This window comes from Arthrobacter sp. NPDC055585 (assembly GCF_053619115.1).
The window spans coordinates 371210-386709 of record NZ_JBSHIT010000003.1 but is presented as its reverse complement, the minus strand read 5'-3'; the positions used below and the strand labels follow the sequence as shown (position 1 = coordinate 386709).

General features: G+C 65.8%; 12 protein-coding genes and 1 tRNA gene. 7 read left to right on the top strand and 6 right to left on the bottom strand.

Going from position 1 to position 15500, the window contains the following annotated elements; all coding sequences use genetic code 11:
• Positions 1-15 precede the first annotated feature (15 nt).
• Positions 16-1317 carry a M20/M25/M40 family metallo-hydrolase gene (locus ACWGQ2_RS08015; RefSeq protein ID WP_452016032.1) on the bottom strand — a complete coding sequence of 434 codons (1302 nt, stop codon included), beginning with the start codon at positions 1315-1317 and terminating at the stop codon, positions 16-18.
• A 198-nt stretch (positions 1318-1515) separates the two neighbouring features.
• Between ACWGQ2_RS08015 and ACWGQ2_RS08010 the strand changes: the two genes are divergently transcribed.
• From ACWGQ2_RS08010 to ACWGQ2_RS07995, 4 genes are all read left to right on the top strand, one after another.
• Positions 1516-1599 (top strand) — tRNA-Leu (locus tag ACWGQ2_RS08010).
• 148 nt (positions 1600-1747) lie between these two features.
• The gene (locus ACWGQ2_RS08005; protein ID WP_452016030.1) at positions 1748-3046 is read left to right on the top strand and encodes a hemolysin family protein; all 1299 of its coding nucleotides are present in this window, start codon (positions 1748-1750) and stop codon (positions 3044-3046) included.
• Positions 3047-3149: 103 nt separating this feature from the next.
• Entirely contained in the window at positions 3150-4625 is a 1476-nt protein-coding gene (locus ACWGQ2_RS08000; RefSeq protein ID WP_452016028.1) for an APC family permease, read from the top strand.
• Positions 4618-5028 (top strand): universal stress protein, encoded by a 411-nt coding sequence (locus tag ACWGQ2_RS07995; RefSeq protein WP_452016026.1) that lies wholly within the window; start codon positions 4618-4620, stop codon positions 5026-5028. The genes ACWGQ2_RS08000 and ACWGQ2_RS07995 overlap by 8 nt, the downstream gene beginning before the upstream one ends.
• 11 nt (positions 5029-5039) lie before the next feature.
• On the opposite strand, the gene ACWGQ2_RS07990 is transcribed toward ACWGQ2_RS07995, so the two are convergent.
• From ACWGQ2_RS07990 to ACWGQ2_RS07975, 4 genes are read right to left on the bottom strand one after another with little or no spacing between them, the layout of a single operon-like run.
• On the bottom strand, positions 5040-6275 hold the full coding sequence (locus ACWGQ2_RS07990) for a kynureninase (protein WP_452016024.1): 1236 nt from the start codon (positions 6273-6275) through the stop codon (positions 5040-5042).
• Positions 6276-6298: 23 nt separating this feature from the next.
• Positions 6299-7219 carry a MaoC family dehydratase gene (locus ACWGQ2_RS07985; RefSeq protein WP_452016022.1) on the bottom strand — a complete coding sequence of 307 codons (921 nt, stop codon included), beginning with the start codon at positions 7217-7219 and terminating at the stop codon, positions 6299-6301.
• Positions 7216-8556: a 3-oxoacyl-ACP reductase gene (locus ACWGQ2_RS07980; RefSeq protein WP_452016020.1), complete on the bottom strand. Its 1341-nt coding sequence runs from the start codon at positions 8554-8556 to the stop codon at positions 7216-7218. Before ACWGQ2_RS07980 ends, ACWGQ2_RS07985 begins: the two co-directional genes overlap by 4 nt.
• A 2-nt stretch (positions 8557-8558) precedes the next feature.
• Positions 8559-9890 (bottom strand): acetyl-CoA C-acetyltransferase, encoded by a 1332-nt coding sequence (locus ACWGQ2_RS07975; protein WP_452016018.1) that lies wholly within the window; start codon positions 9888-9890, stop codon positions 8559-8561.
• Between the two features lie 73 nt (positions 9891-9963).
• On the opposite strand from ACWGQ2_RS07975, the gene ACWGQ2_RS07970 reads away from it, so the two are divergent.
• Together ACWGQ2_RS07970 and ACWGQ2_RS07965 are read left to right on the top strand one after the other, a co-directional pair.
• Complete coding sequence (locus tag ACWGQ2_RS07970; protein ID WP_452016016.1) at positions 9964-10716, top strand: TetR/AcrR family transcriptional regulator; 753 nt, start codon at positions 9964-9966, stop codon at positions 10714-10716.
• A 9-nt stretch (positions 10717-10725) separates the two neighbouring features.
• The gene (locus ACWGQ2_RS07965; protein ID WP_452016014.1) at positions 10726-12822 is read left to right on the top strand and encodes an acyl-CoA dehydrogenase family protein; all 2097 of its coding nucleotides are present in this window, start codon (positions 10726-10728) and stop codon (positions 12820-12822) included.
• Between the two features lie 72 nt (positions 12823-12894).
• Here ACWGQ2_RS07965 and glgA read toward each other — a convergent pair whose 3' ends face one another.
• Positions 12895-14091, bottom strand: a complete 1197-nt coding sequence (glgA, locus tag ACWGQ2_RS07960) for a glycogen synthase (RefSeq protein ID WP_452016012.1) — start codon at positions 14089-14091, stop codon at positions 12895-12897.
• A gap of 116 nt (positions 14092-14207) precedes the next feature.
• Here glgA and glgC point away from each other — a divergent pair, with 116 nt between their 5' ends.
• Positions 14208-15452 (top strand): glucose-1-phosphate adenylyltransferase, encoded by a 1245-nt coding sequence (gene glgC, locus ACWGQ2_RS07955; protein WP_452016010.1) that lies wholly within the window; start codon positions 14208-14210, stop codon positions 15450-15452.
• The last annotated feature ends 48 nt before the right edge of the window (positions 15453-15500 follow it).

The window sequence follows — 15500 nt, the reverse complement described above, 5'->3', positions numbered from 1 at the left end:
GCAGATGCCGGTTGGTTAGCTGCCGCGCAGCAGGCGGCCCAGGACCCGGGTTCCGAACTTCAGCGAGTCCACCGGAACGCGTTCGTCCACGCCGTGGAACATGCCGGTGAAATCCAGGTCTTCCGGCAGACGGAGCGGGGCGAAGCCGTAACCGGTGATGCCCAGGCGGCTGAGCGACTTGTTGTCCGTCCCCCCGGAGAGTGTGTACGGCAGCACCGGTGCGCCGGGGTCCTCGGCCTGGAGAGCAGCCACCATCGAATCCACCAGGTTCCCGCTGAAGGGAACTTCAAGCGAGACGTCCCTGTGTTCATAGCTGACGTCTATTCCTTCCCCGGCCAGCGACTTCACGATTTCAAGGAGCTGCTCTTCCTGTCCGGGAAGGGTCCGCGCGTCGATGAACGCTTCGGCCGTCCCGGGGATGACGTTGTGCTTGTATCCGGCTTCCAGGAGAGTGGGATTGGCCGTGTTCTGCAGGGTGGCGCCAACAAACCGGGCCACCGTGCCGAGTTCGGCCAGCAGTTTCTCCGGATTGTCCGGGTCGAATTCGACGCCCGTGAGCTCCGTGACGCCGTCCAGGAAGGCACGGGTTGTGTCGGTGAGTTCGATCGGCCATTCATAGGAGCCGATCCGGGATACGGCGCCGGCGAGGCGCGTGACGGCATTGTCCGTGTTGATCTGCGAACCGTGGCCCGCCCTGCCGTGGGCCTTCAGCCGCAGCCAGGAGATCCCCTTTTCCGCGGTTTGCAGCAGGTACGTCCGGCGTCCGCCTATCGTCGCCGAGAAACCGCCCACTTCCGAAATGGCTTCGCTGGCTCCGTCGAAGAGCTCGGGCCGGTTTTCAACTGCCCACCCGGCGCCGTAGGTACCGCCGGCCTCCTCATCGGCGAAGAAAGCAAAGATGATGTCCCGGCGGGGCCTGGTGCCGGTACGGGCCATCTCCCGCATCACGGCGAGGATCATGGCATCCATGTCCTTCATGTCCACCGCACCGCGGCCCCAGATGAGCCCGTCGCGCTCCTCGCCGCTGAACGGGTCCACGGTCCAGTCCTGTTTCTGGGCCGGAACCACGTCCAGATGGCCGTGGACCACCAGTGCCGGCAGGGACGGATCTGTGCCGGACATCCGGGTGACCACGGATGCGCGGCCGGGTGCAGACTCGAAAACATCTGCTTCCAGGCCCACCTCTTCGATGAGGGCGGCAACGTACTCCGCTGCCTTGCGCTCCCCCGGCCCGGACCCGTCCCCGTAGTTCGAGGTATCGATGCGGATCAGGTCCCGGCAGATGCGGGCGACTTCGTCTTCGGCGCGGATGCTCATGCGGCTCTCTCCTTGCTGGGCAGCTTTACGGCCCAGCCTAGCCAGTCGGCGCCCTTTCGGGGGCGCAATGTTCCGGCGCATGTCCCGTCACACTCGGCCCCGAATTCCACGATTCGTTGTTCTCGCAGAAACCGTGTTAGAGTTTTTCCCGTTGCGAACGAAGAAACGGAACAAAAACCGCTCTTCGGAAGTCCACCTGCGCGGGTGGCGGAATGGCAGACGCGCTAGCTTGAGGTGCTAGTCCTCTTATTGAGGGTGGGGGTTCAAGTCCCCCTCCGCGCACAAAAGATGTTCTGAACATCGGCAAACACCCCGGTCTACTGACCGGGGTGTTTTGTTTTGCCCGGAACATCCGGTTGTGTACCTCATCACACTCTGCGTGCCGGGGTAAGCCGCTGTGGTGCGGACGCCGCCTTGGTACTCTCGCAATATGGACGGCAGCGGGTTCCTGAACGTCATTCTGGTGCTCTTCTTTGTCCTGCTGGGCGGGTTGTTCGCCGGCGCTGAAATGGCCCTGGTGTCCCTCCGCGAAGGACAGATCCTGCGACTTGAGACCTCCGGACGGCGGGGAGCGAAGATCGCTGCCCTGGCACGCAATCCGAATCTGTTTCTCTCCGCCATTCAGATCGGCGTGACCCTCTCCGGCTTTTTCTCCGCGGCGTACGGTGCCTCAGCGCTTGCGCCGGCTGTCTCCCCCGTGCTGGAAAGCTGGGGACTGAATGCCGCGGCCGCCCAGACCACGGCATTCATCGCCATGACACTGGTGGTTGCCTATCTGTCACTGGTGTTCTCCGAGCTGGTGCCCAAACGCCTGGCGATGCAGAACGCCGAGGGGTTTGTCCGCGCGCTGGCTCCTCCTCTCTCAGTGTTTGCAACTGTGATGCGGCCGGTGATCAAGCTGCTCTCCGTCTCCACCAACGGCGTCGTACGGGCGCTGGGCGGTGACCCGAACCTGAAGAACGTACCCATCTCCCAGCAGGAACTGCTGGAATTGGTGAAGGCGAGCCCGGTGCTGGCTGATGAGAGCCGGAGCATCCTGGCTGACGTCTTCGGTGCAGGCCAGCGGCTGCTGCAGGAGGTGATGAGACCCCGCCCGCAGGTGGAGTTCCTGCACGCCGGGCTCACGGTTGCCCAGGCCCGGGAGGCCGTCCACATCCTTCCGTATTCCCGGTACCCCGTGATTGCGGACTCCCCTGATGACGTCCTGGGTTTTGTGCATGTGCGGGACCTGCTGGGCCAGGATCCGGAGAGCGCAGCACGGACCCGGCTGGGTGAGGTCCTCCGGCCCATCCTGTTCCTGCCGGGAACGGCCACGGTGCTTCCCACCCTCTCGCGGATGCGCCGGGAGAACAGCCACATCGCCGTCGTGGCGGATGAATACGGCGGTACCGACGGCATTGTCACGCTGGAGGATCTGGTGGAGGAACTGGTCGGCGAGATTTACGACGAGTACGACACCGGCATGGATCCGGAGGACCATCATCTGGCCCTTGAGGGCGAACTGGTGGTGGACGGCGGGCTAATCCTGCAGGAATTCGACCGGCTCACCGGTATAACACTCCCGGAAGGCCAGTATGAGACGGTGGCAGGCTACATCCTGGAGCGGCTGGGCCGGATGGCTGTACCCGGAGACAGTGTCAGCGCCCCCGGAGGCAAGCTCCGGGTCCTGGAAGTTGAGCATCACCGGATCCGTTCCGTGAGTGTGGTGCCGGATCCGGCGTCCGATTGATCCCCCGGCGCCCGCTCTGAACACCGGATATTCCCTGGCCGCATGAAGGGAAAAGAGGCGTACGCATTGCAGGCCGGTCCCGGACGCGCGCAGAATACCGGGCATGAGCGCACCCGGAACAGGTGAGGGAACGGCTACCAGCGGCGTGCCGCAGTCCGGTGACGGCCCGCAGCTGAAACGGGTGATGGGCACCAAGCTGCTGCTGCTGTTTATCATCGGTGACATCCTTGGCACCGGCGTCTACGCCCTGACCGGACGGATAGCCGGGGAGATCGGCGGGGCTGCGTGGGCACCGATCCTGATTGCCTTCGCCGTGGCAACAATTACGGCACTGTCCTATCTGGAACTGGTGACCAAGTATCCCCAGGCTGCCGGCGCCGCGCTCTACACACACAAGGCGTTCGGCATTCACTTCGTAACGTTCCTGGTAACGTTCGCGGTGCTTTGCTCCGGCATCACCTCCGCTTCAACCGCTGCCAAGTTCCTCGCCGAGAACTTCCTCGTCGGCTTCAACCTGGGCTGGGGGCAGTTCGGGGTCACGGCCATCGCCGTCGGATTTATGGTCCTGCTGGCCCTGATCAACCTGCGCGGCGTTGGGGAGAGCATCAAGTTCAACGTGGTGCTGACTGTGGTGGAACTGACCGGCCTGCTGATCGTCATTGGAATCGGTTTCTGGGCCATGGGACAGGGGAACGTTGATTTCTCCCGCACCGTGATATTCGAAACCGAGGGCGGAAAATCGATCTTCCTGGCGCTGACGGCAGCCACCTCACTGGCTTTCTTCTCGATGGTGGGTTTCGAAGACAGCGTCAATATGGCGGAGGAAACACGCGACCCGGCCCGCATTTTCCCCAAAGTCATGCTCACCGGGCTCGGTATTACCGTGTTCATTTACCTGCTGGTCTCGGTGGCTGCCGTGGCCGTGGTGCCGGTGGGGCAGCTGTCGGAGAGCCAGACCCCGCTGCTGGAAGTAGTGCAGGCCGGCGCTCCGGACTTCCCCATCGACGTCTTCTATCCGTTCCTTTCGATCTTCGCGGTCGCTAACACCGCCCTGATCAACATGCTGATGGCCAGCCGCCTGCTTTACGGCATGTCCAAGCAGGAGGTCCTGCCGCGCCCGCTGGCACTGGTGCTGCACGGCCGGCGGACGCCCTGGGCTGCGATCGTGTTCACCACGCTCATCGCGATCGGCGTGATCATCCTGGTGACCAACGTGATGGGTCCCGACACCGTTTCAGCGCTCGGCGGAACCACGGCCCTGCTGCTGCTCTGCGTCTTCACCGTGGTGAACATAGCCTGCCTGGTGCTTCGCAAGTCGCCTCCGGACCCGGTGGAAGGCGCGACGCCGCCGGGCGGAGGGGAGCGGAAGACGTTCCGCTCCCCCGGCATCATGCCCTGGATCGGAGCGCTCAGCTGCGCGTTCCTGGTGGGTCCCTGGGCCCAGGACCCCATCGAATACTCAATCGCCGGCATCCTGCTGGCCATCGGTGTTGTGCTCTGGTTCTTCACCTGGCTCTGGAACCGCGGCGTCAAGGCCAAGCGCACCCGCTTCACAGATCCGGAGGAGCTCCATGGCTAGCGTCATCGTCGGCTACGTCCCGGCGCCAGAGGGCGCTGCGGCCCTGGCACATGCCCGCAGGGAAGCGGCGCTGTTCCAGGACCGGCTCGTGATCGTCAACGTCCGCACCACGGGACGGGGGCTGGGACACGGGCACAGCCACGGAGAAGACGCCACGGATGAGCTCGAGGCGATTACCGCGGAACTGGAAGCAGCAGGATCCGACTTTATGATCATCCACCCCGAAGGCGACTACGATCCGGCCGAGGAAATCCTGGCTGCTGCGGCCGGGAACGGGGGCCGGCTGATCGTTGTGGGACTGCGCCACCGCACGCCCGTTGGAAAACTCATCCTGGGCAGCACCGCCCAGCGGGTGCTGCTCGAAGCGCCCTGCCCCGTGCTTTGCGTGAAGGCCGGGCAGTAGTTTTCCCGGTACTAGGAACCCGTCTGAAGCTCAGCAGCAATTGCCTCAATGCCGGCCCAGGTTTCCGCGAAGGACGTGGACAGCGGGGACAGGCCAAGGCGGATGCCGTTCGGATTGCGGTAGTCAGGGATGATTCCCTGCTCCCACAGCCTGGCGGTGACGTCCTTGAATGCCGGGTGGTCAATGGTAATGTGGCTGCCGCGCTGTGACGGGTCGCGCGGAGATGCCAGTTCGGCGCCCAGCGGGGCGAGGACCTCATCGAACGCCTCGAGGGCGAAGGACGTCAGCTGCACGGACTTCTCCCGCACCGCGTCCATGCCGGCCTCGGCAATGAGGGCGATCATGTCCTGCATGGCGAGCATCCCCAGGATGGGCGGAGTCCCGGAGACCACCCGCTGGATCCCGGCCGCCGGAACAAAGTCCCGGCCCATCCCAAACGGATCGCCTGCTCCGAGCCAGCCCCGGATCGGCTGGTCAAAACCGTCCTGGTGCCGGGCCGCCACGTAGGCCCAGGCCGGAGCTCCCGGGCCGCCGTTCAGATACTTGTAGCTGCAGCCCGCCGCGTAGTCCACGTTCCAGGCATCCAGTTCTGCGGGTACCGAGCCGGCGGAGTGGCAAAGGTCCCACAGCACACGCCCTCCGGCACGGTGAACAATCTCCGTAATCGCCGGCACATCTGCAATGAACCCTGAGCGGTACGCAACGTGGCTGAGCACCACCAGCGAAGTCTTCGGCCCGACGGCGGCGGCCACAGCTTCGGGGCGGACTCCGCCGTCGTAATCTGCCTCGACCCAGCGCAGGGTGAGGCCGCACTCGGCGGCGATGCCCTCCATCACGTAGCGGTCGGTGGGAAAGTTGTCCCGGTCCAGGACGATTTCGGTCCGGTCTCCCCCGGCAGCGACGGCGGCGCGGGCCAGTTTGTACAGCAGGACGGTGGTTGAATCGGCCACCACGCACTGTCCGGGGGCGGCCCCGAGGACCCCGGCGCCCAGCTCGTCGCCGATCTGCCGGGGCAGGGCAAGCCAGCCTTCGTCCCAGCCGCGGATCAGCCGGCCGCCCCACTGGCGCCGCACAAAATCGTTCAGGCGGTCCAGGGTGGCGGCCAGCGGGCGGCCCAGCGAATTGCCGTCCAGGTACGCCGGCACTTCGGCGTCGTCGTGACCCAGGAACCTCTCCCGCATTCCGGCCAGCGGATCAGCGGCGTCGAGTTCCCGGACACGGACAGACAGGCGCGAAGTTGTTCTCATGGCGGGAACTTTAGCAGCCCCTCCTAGGCTCCGGCCGTTTCTGTCCCCGCACCCAGCGGCCGCGCCCAGCCGGTGAAATGCCGGCGCCGGCTGCGCTCGTTCCACCCGGCGAACGTGGTGGTACCGCGCTCCCCCGGGCTGCCGGATTCCGAGATCCGGACGCTCACTGTTGACGGCAGGAAGACCGGTGATTCGAACTCAATGTTCCATTCGAACGGTTCCTGCATTGCCGGGCCCGTCTCGCCCACCACCCGCGAGGCCATGTACATGCCGTGGGCGATGGAACGCTTCATGCCCAGGGCCCGGGCCGAAAGGGCGCTGAGGTGGATGGGGTTGAAATCTCCCGAGACCCGGGCGTAATTCCGGCCGGCGTCCGGACCCAGGCGCCACTGCGCCGTGGGAATGGGCGGCACGAACTCCGGCCGCTCCCCGGCGGAAGCCGGGCGGTCGAACCGGGGCAGGAAGACACCCTTGGCCAGATAGACCGACCGTCCCGTCCATACCAGTTCATCGCCGGAGCTGACCCCGGCAACCAGCTCAACCTGGGTTCCGGACCGGTGGCCGCCCAGGTTCTCTGCCCAGGCCGTGACCGAAAGCGGCTCCGAGTAGTGGATCGGACGCAGGTGCTGGACGTCGTTGCGCAGGTGGACCAGGCCCAGCAGGGGCAGCGGAAAGTCTTGCCGTGCCATGACGCTCATAGCAACGGGAAACGCGAACGTATGCACGTAGCCCGACGGCAGGGTGTCCTGCGCGCTGTGCATCACCAGTCGCTGGAAATTGGTGAGGTTGTCCAGGTCTACCCGTGCCTGGGCCACGGTGTGGCGGGCGGCCGGGAGTTCCTTCGGAGCCGTTGATGAGGAAAGGCGGCTGCGCGCTGCATTTGAGGCAGCGGTGAGGTACAGGCGGCCGAGTGCCGGGATGGCTTCGAGTTCCTGGACGCTCATGCCCCCACCATATTCTGTCCGCAGACCCGCAGCACCTGTCCGTTGACACCTGCTGCGGCATCGGAGGCCAGGAACGCGATCGTCTCTGCGACGTCGATCGGCTTGCCGCCCTGCTGCAGGCTGGAGAGCCGCCGGGCAACCTGGCGGGTCAGTGCCGGCATCCGGGCCGTCATGTCGGTCTCGATGAACCCGGGTGCGACGGCGTTGATGGATCCGCCGCGCGGTGCCAGCAGCGGTGCGGTGGCACGGACCATGCCGATGATGCCTGCCTTCGATGCGGCGTAGTTGGTCTGCCCGCGGTTTCCGGCGATGCCGCTGGTGGAAGCCAGTGAGACGATCCGTCCGTCCGGGCTGAAAGTCTCCGACTCCAGGAAACGGGCGTTCATCCGCAGCTGAGAGGCAACGTTCACGGCGATTACCGAGTCCCAGCGGGAAGCATCCATGTTGGCCAGGAGCTTGTCCCGGGTGATGCCGGCGTTGTGAATGACGATGTCCAGTTTGCCGTAGCGCTCGGCGGCGTGGGCCAGGATCCGGTCCGCGGCGTCGTCGCGGGTGATGTCCACCTGCAGGGCGGTGCCGTGGATTTCATTCGCGACGGCGGCCAGCTGCTCACCGGCAGCCGGCACGTCCACCACAATGACGTTGGCGCCTTCCCGGTGCAGCACGCGGGCAATCGAGGCACCGATGCCGCGTGCGGCTCCGGTGACGACGGCGGTCTTGCCGGCCAGCGTTGCGTTCCAGTCATGGGGCAGCACACCGGCAGCGGAGCCGACGGTGATGAACTGGCCGCTGACGTAGGCGCTGCGTCCCGAGAGCAGGAAATGCAGTGCCGCAGCGACGGAGGGTGCCGAGGCATCCGTTCCGTTGGCCAGCACAATCCCGTTGGCGGTCGCCCCGCCGCGCAGCTCGTGGGCGAGGGACCGCAGGGTCCCGTCCACGCCCTGCCGTGCGGCAGCAGCGGCGGGATCCTGGGCCTCGGACGCGGGCCGTGACACGGTGACCACCCGTCCGCCCGGGGCAAGGTCACGCAGGCTGGCACCGGCGTCCAGGCTCACAGCGCCCAGGTCTTCGGGGCTTGCGGCTTCATCGAGCACCATCAGGATGGCGCCCAGCTTTTCCTTGGGGGTTGCATGGCGGCGGACATCCTGCTGCCAGGAGAGCAGCAGGGACGCCAGGGTATCCGCACTTTCCCCCTTGCCCAGGACCAGCACCGGGCCCGGGACCAGCGGCTTGGACGGATCGAAGCGGCGCAGTACGGCCGGACGGGGCAGGCCGAGCTTCTTGGCGATCTCTTTGGTGATGCCGGAGTTGACGAGCGTCAGGTAGGTATCCGTCATGGTTAGCGGGCCTCCAGAATCGCGACGAGGCCCTGGCCGCCTGCGGCGCAGATCGAGATCAGTCCCCGGCCCGAACCCTTCTCCGCGAGCATCTTGGCCAGTGAGGCAACAATGCGGCCGCCGGTTGCAGCGAACGGGTGTCCGGCTGCCAGCGAGGAGCCGTTGACGTTCAGCTTGCTGCGGTCGATGCTGCCCAGCGGTGCGTCCAGACCCAGGCGGGTACGGCAGAACTCATCGTCTTCCCACGCGGCGAGGGTGCTCAGCACGGTGCCGGCGAATGCTTCGTGGATTTCGAAGAAGTCGAAGTCGGCGAAGGTCAGGTTGTTGCGGGCCAGCAGGCGCGGTACGGCGAAGGCCGGAGCCATCAGCAGTCCGTCGCGGCCGTGGACAAAGTCAACCGCACCGGCTTCGGCATCGACGATGTTCGCGAGCATGGGCAGATCGTGTTCCCGGGCGTAGTCCTCGGAGCCGAGCAGCACCGCTGAAGCGCCGTCGGTCAGCGGAGTGGAGTTGCCGGCCGTCATAGTGGCTTCATCGCCCAGGGAGCGGCCGAACACCGGCTTGAGCTTTGCGAGCTTCTCCAAGGAGGTGTCTGCGCGCAGGTTCGAGTCGCGGGACAGCCCGCGGTAGGGGGTGATCAGGTCATCGAAGAATCCCCGGTCATAGGCGGCGGCCAGATTGCGGTGGCTGTTGTAGGCCAGTTCGTCCTGGCTTTCGCGGGTGATCTTCCACTGCGCGGTGGTTAGCGCCTGGTGCTCTCCCATGGACAGGCCGGTGCGGGGCTCGCCGGTGGTGGGCGCGTTTGGAGCGAGGTCGCGGGGGCGGATCTTCGCGATGGCGGCGAGCTTCTGCTTCGTGGTCCGTGCGCGGGAAAGATCCAGCAGTGCCCGGCGCAGGCCTTCACTGACGGCAATGGGCGCGTCGGAGGCGGAGTCGACTCCGCCGGCGATACCCGATTCAAGCTGTCCCAGCTTGATCTTGTTGGCCAGCGAGACCACCGTTTCAAGGCCGGTGGCGCAGGCCTGCTGGACGTCATAGGCCGGAGTCTCGGGTGAGAGGGCGGAGCCCAGCACTGCTTCGCGGGTGAGGTTGAAGTCGCGGGAGTGCTTCAGGACGGCTCCGGCGGCAACGGCGCCGATCCGCTCATCCTGCAGTCCAAACCGGGCTACGAGCCCGTCCAGTGCGGCGGTCAGCATGTCCTGGTTGGAGCTGTGCGCGTAGGCACCGCCGGAGCGTGCGAAGGGAATGCGGTTGCCGCCAATGACGACGGCGTTGCGGACGGCGGGTCCGGAGCCGGTGGCCGGTGCCGGCGCGGACGTGGGTTGTGCAGCCATTCGAGCATCTCCTTGGAGTATCAATATGTGACAAGAATTACTGTAACCCACCGTACCTGATACGCTGGGTATCGTGAACACCGCAGTGAAACAAGACACACCCTCCCCGGACGGCCGTTCCGTCCGCTGGGAAGCGCACCGCATCGAGCGGCGCAGCGCGCTCATCAAAGCGGCACGCCGTGCCGTCCATACCCTTGGCGCGCAGGCTTCCATGGAAGAAATCGCTGCGGCCTCCGGCACCTCCAAGTCCGTGTACTACCGGTACTTCGGGGACAAGTCCGGGCTGCAGCAGGCCATGGGTGAAGTGGTCATCAACCAGATGCAGGAGAAGATCCTCGCCGCGGGCCGCAGCGCGGACTCACCGCGCTCCGGACTCCGGGCCATGGTCTCGGCCTATCTGCAGATGGCACAGACCTCCCCCAACGTGTATGCCTTCGTCACCGGATCCGGCGGAGAGGCGCCGGGCATCAGTGAGCCCGGTGTCGCCGTCGCACTGTCCCACTTCTTTGCCAACATCAGCGAAATGATGGACCGGGCCGTGCGGGCCTACCTGGAGGGCCACGAAACCGGCTCCCTGAGCCAGGCGGCCGCCGGTTTCTGGCCCATCGCGGCACTGGGCATGGTGCGGGCAGCCGGTGAACGCTGGCTCGCGACGCCCGCCCCGGACCGCCCCTCGGAAGCCGAAATGACGGACCAGCTCACTGCCTGGCTGTTCGACGGAATCGGCTGGGACACCCCCGGCCGCCCGACCCCCGAAGCCCCTGAACCCACCCCTGCGCACGGCAGCCGCGGAGAATCCCCCGCCGCGCCGAACGCCGACCAGTAAGGACACGCAATGACGCAATCAGTCTCTACCCCGCAGCGCCAGCTCCCCGCCAGCACCGTCATCCGCGAAGACGACTCGGCAACAGTTAATGTTGATGCCCTCGGCCGCACCCTGCTGGGCAAGTGGCAGGACATCCGTCTCCAGGCGCGGAAGCTGGCCGGCACGGAAGAACTCCACACCCCCGCCGGCCTGTCCCACACCGAGCACCGCCTCCGGGTAATGGATCAGCTCAAGGTTCTGGTGGACGCCGATGCCGTTCACCGGGCGTTCCCCTCCTACGTGGGCGGCCAGGACAACCACGGCGGCAACATCGCCGGGTTCGAGGAACTGGTTGTCGCCGATCCCTCACTGCAGATCAAGGCCGGCGTGCAGTGGGGCCTGTTCGGCTCCGCCGTCCTGCACCTGGGTAACCGGGAACACCACGAGAAGTGGCTCCCGGGCATTATGAGCCTCGAAATTCCGGGCTGTTTCGCGATGACGGAAACCGGGCACGGCTCGGATGTCTCCAGCATTGCCACCACCGCCGAGTACGACGAGGCGGCGCAGGAGTTCATCATTAACACCCCGTTCCGCGCCGCGTGGAAGGACTACATCGGCAACGCCGCCGTGAACGGCAAGGCCGCCGTTGTTTTTGCGCACCTCATCACCAAGGGCGTGGACCACGGAGTGCATGCCTTCTACGTTCCGCTGCGAGATGAAAACGGGTTCCTGCCCGGCGTCGGCGGCGAGGACGACGGCGTCAAGGGCGGCCTGAACGGCATCGACAACGGCCGGCTGCACTTCTCCAACGTCCGGATTCCCCGCACCAACCTCCTGAACCGCTACGGCGACGTGGCCGAGGACGGCACCTACACCTCCTCCATCGAGAGCCCGGGCCGCCGCTTCTTCACCATGATCGGCACCCTGGTCCAGGGCCGGGTTTCCCTGGACGGTGCCGCAGTTGCTGCGTCCAAGCTGGGCCTGAACATCGCCATCAAGTACGCCACCGAACGCCGGCAGTTCAACGGTGCTTCGGACACGGTGGAGGAGGTGCTGATGGACTACCAGCAGCACCAGCGCCGGCTGCTGCCCCTGCTGGCCACCACGTACGCCGCATCCTTCGCCCACGATGAGCTGCTGGCCAAGTTCGACGACGTGTTCTCCGGTGCCGATGACACCGATGAGAACCGCCAGGACCTTGAAACACTGGCCGCCGCGCTGAAGTCGCTCTCCACCTGGCACGCCCTGGACACCCTCCAGGAATGCCGCGAGGCCACCGGCGGCGCCGGTTTCCTGGCCGAGAACCGCCTCACCGCACTGCGGGCCGACCTGGACATCTACGTCACCTTCGAAGGTGACAACACGGTGCTCCTCCAGCTCGTGGCGAAGCGGCTGCTGGCCGACTACGCCAAGGAGTTCCAGGGAGCCGACTTCGGTGTGCTGGCCCGCTACGTGGTGGGACAGGCCACCGAACGCACCTTCCACCGCTCCGGCCTGCGCCAGATTGTGCAGACCGTGGCGGACACCGGCTCCGAAAAGAAGTCCGCGCTGGCCCTCCGCGATCCCCGGACCCAGCATGACCTGCTGGCCGACCGCGTGGCCACCATGGTGGCCGAGGTTGCCAGCGAGCTGCAGAAGGCACGCAAGCTGCCCAAGGCCGAAGCCGCCGCAGTGTTCAACCGGAACCAGCACGACCTGATCGAAGCTGCCCGTGCACACGCGGAGCTGCTGCAGTGGGAAGCCTTCACACGCGGCCTGGAACGGATCGAGGACGAAGGAACCCGCCAGGTGGTCACCTGGCTGCGTGACCTCTTTGGCCTGGGCCTGATCGAAAAGAACCTTGCGTGGTACCTGATGCACGGCCGGCTTTCGGCGCAGCGCGCCCGGACCCTGGGCGAGTACATCAACCGCCTGCTTGCCAAGATCCGCCCGCACGCCATGGACCTCGTGAACGCGTTTGGCTACGGACCGGAGCACCTGCGCGCCGCCGTCGCCACGGGCGCCGAAAAGAAGCGCCAGGACGAATCCATGGAATACCAGCGGATGCTCCGTGCCTCCGGGGCTGCCCCGGTGGATGAAAAGATCCTGATCCAGCGGCGCAAGCAGGCAGCCAAGGGCAAGGGCTAGGCACCTCAGTCGAGCTGAAGGGCCCGGCACCGGTTGAATCCGGTGCCGGGCCCTTCGACGTACCCGGGACAGCTAGGGAAGAACTGAGCGGTAAACCTGCAGGGTTTCCTGGGCGATGGCCTCCCAGGAGAAATGCTCGGCGGCGCGTCGCCTTCCGGCCTCCCCCATTTCCTGTGCCCGGTCCGGGTCGGTGACGAGCACGGTCAGGGCGGCGGCAAAGTCGCGGACGAAGGTTTCCGGATCCAGGGGTGTCCCTGTGCCGTCCTGAAGCTGTTCGATCGGCACCAGCAGGCCGGTTACGCCGTCGTCCACCACTTCCGGAATTCCGCCGGTGGCACTGGCCACCACTGCAGTGCCGCAGGCCATGGCCTCCAGGTTCACGATGCCCAGCGGCTCGTAGATGGAGGGGCAGGCGAAGACGGTGGCGGAACTGAGCACCTTGATCAGTTCCGGGCGCGGCAGCATGCGTTCAATGACGACGACGCCGGTGCGGGTGCTGGTCAGGTCCGCGATCAGGTCTGCGGTCTCCGCGGCGAGCTCCGGGGTATCCGCTGCACCCAGGCAGAGGACCACCTGGACTTCGGGCGGCAGCAGCGCGGCGGAGCGCAGCAGGTACGGCACACCTTTCTGGCGGGTATTGCGCCCCACGAACACCACTGACGGTGCATCCGGATCGATGCCCAGCGCGCGCACCCCGTCCGGATCGCGGTCCGGGTGCCAGGCATCAGTGTCGATCCCGTTATGCACCACACGGACCTTGCCCGGAGTGACCTCCGGATAGGAGCGCAGAATGTCCTTCCGCATCCCCTCGGAGACGGCAATGATGGCCGACGCGGCGTCGTACGCGGTTTTTTCAACCCAGGAGGACAGCGCATAGCCGCCGCCGAGCTGCTCTGCCTTCCACGGCCGCAGCGGCTCCAAGCTGTGCGCGCTGAGCACGTGCGGCACACCGTAAAGCAGCGAACCGAGATGCCCGGCCATGTTCGCATACCAGGTATGCGAATGGATCAGGTCCGTGCCTTCAAGTCCCTGCAGCATGTCCAGGTCCGTGCCGAGGGTCTGCACTGCGGGATTGGCGGCCGCCAGCTCGGCAGGAACCGGGTAGGCCTGTACCCGGGCGCCGTGGTAGTCAGCCTCCCGCGGCGCGCCGAAACAATGAACCCGCAGGTCAGCCCGGCTGGCCAGGACACGGCTCAGTTCCGCGACATGCACACCGGCTCCCCCGTAGATGTCCGGGGGAAATTCCTTGGAAACGATATCTACTCGCACTTGTTCAACGTAGTGCACATCAGCCGCAGTGATCTAGTGTGTTGGTCAGCACGCTTCCCTTATCAGGCACGGCTTAACCGTTTTCCCGGTTCCCGGGAACAGTCAGGAGCACCCACATGGCACCGAAGAAAGTCCTGTCCGTCGTCCTCGCCGGGGGCGAGGGTAAGCGGCTGATGCCGCTGACCGCAGACCGGGCCAAACCCGCGGTGCCCTTTGCCGGCAAGTACCGGCTGATCGACTTTGCCCTTTCCAACCTGGTGAACTCCGGGTATCTGCAGATCGTGGTGCTGACCCAGTACAAGTCACACAGCCTCGACCGGCACATTTCCGAAACCTGGCGCCTGTCCACCCAGCTGCAGAACTACGTTGCCTCGGTGCCCGCGCAGCAGCGTGTGGGCAAGAGCTGGTTCCTGGGCAGCGCCAACGCCCTGTACCAGTCAATGAACCTGATCGACGACGCCCGGCCGGACATCGTCGTCGTCATCGGTGCGGACCACGTCTACCGGATGGACTTTTCCCAGATGGTGGAGGCGCACATTGCCTCCGGAGCGCCGTGCAGTGTTGCCGCCGTCCGCCAGCCGCTGGCCATGGCTGATCAGTTCGGCGTGATTGAAACGGATCCGGGCGACCCGGGCCGGATTGCCGCGTTTGTTGAAAAGCCCTCTAGCACTCCCGGCCTGCCGGATGATCCGGGGAGTTTCCTGGCGTCGATGGGCAACTACGTCTTTACCACCGACGCCCTGGTGGAGGCACTGCGCATCGACGCTGAACGCCTGATTACCAAGCACGACATGGGCGGAGACATCATCCCCTGGTTCGTGGAACGCGGCGAAGCGAACGTCTATGACTTTACCGAGAACATTATTCCCGGGGCCACCGAACGTGACCAGCGGTACTGGCGGGACGTTGGCACGCTGGATTCCTACTATGACGCGCACATGGACCTGATCTCCCCCGTGCCGTCCTTCAACCTCTACAACCTGCAGTGGCCCATCTACACCCGGCAGAGCATTTCACCGCCGGCCAAGTTCGTGCGGGATTCCTCCGCCGCCCCGGGCACGGCTGTTGATTCGATCGTGGCCAACGGTGCCGTGATTTCCGGCGGCACGGTCAGCGGCTCCGTGCTGGGACATGACGTCTATGTCGACGCCGGCGCCACGGTGACTGACAGCGTGATCATGGACGGCGTGCGGGTCGGTGCAGGCGCCGTGGTCAAGCGTGCGATCGTGGACAAGTTCGTCGAGATCCCGCCCGGCGCCACGGTAGGCGTGGACCGCGAACTGGACCTGGCGCGCGGCTACACGGTGACGGCGTCGGGCCTGACGGTACTGAGCAAGGGGCAGACGGTCCGGGTGGCGTGACGCGGACCGCCCGATAACGGGCGGCGGGCGGGTTGGCGGTAAGGTCAA

Excerpts from the sequence above, each read along its gene's own strand:
- ACWGQ2_RS07985 (WP_452016022.1), bottom strand. The coding sequence starts at position 7,219 with ATGAGCGTCCAGGAACTCGAAGCCATCCCGGCACTCGGCCGCCTGTAC.
- ACWGQ2_RS08015 (WP_452016032.1), bottom strand. The coding sequence starts at position 1,317 with ATGAGCATCCGCGCCGAAGACGAAGTCGCCCGCATCTGCCGGGACCTG.
- glgC (WP_452016010.1), top strand. The coding sequence starts at position 14,208 with ATGGCACCGAAGAAAGTCCTGTCCGTCGTCCTCGCCGGGGGCGAGGGT.
- ACWGQ2_RS07980 (WP_452016020.1), bottom strand. The coding sequence starts at position 8,556 with ATGACGGATACCTACCTGACGCTCGTCAACTCCGGCATCACCAAAGAG.
- ACWGQ2_RS08000 (WP_452016028.1), top strand. The coding sequence starts at position 3,150 with ATGAGCGCACCCGGAACAGGTGAGGGAACGGCTACCAGCGGCGTGCCG.
- ACWGQ2_RS07975 (WP_452016018.1), bottom strand. The coding sequence starts at position 9,890 with ATGGCTGCACAACCCACGTCCGCGCCGGCACCGGCCACCGGCTCCGGA.
- ACWGQ2_RS08005 (WP_452016030.1), top strand. The coding sequence starts at position 1,748 with ATGGACGGCAGCGGGTTCCTGAACGTCATTCTGGTGCTCTTCTTTGTC.
- ACWGQ2_RS07965 (WP_452016014.1), top strand. The coding sequence starts at position 10,726 with ATGACGCAATCAGTCTCTACCCCGCAGCGCCAGCTCCCCGCCAGCACC.
- ACWGQ2_RS07990 (WP_452016024.1), bottom strand. The coding sequence starts at position 6,275 with ATGAGAACAACTTCGCGCCTGTCTGTCCGTGTCCGGGAACTCGACGCC.
- ACWGQ2_RS07995 (WP_452016026.1), top strand. The coding sequence starts at position 4,618 with ATGGCTAGCGTCATCGTCGGCTACGTCCCGGCGCCAGAGGGCGCTGCG.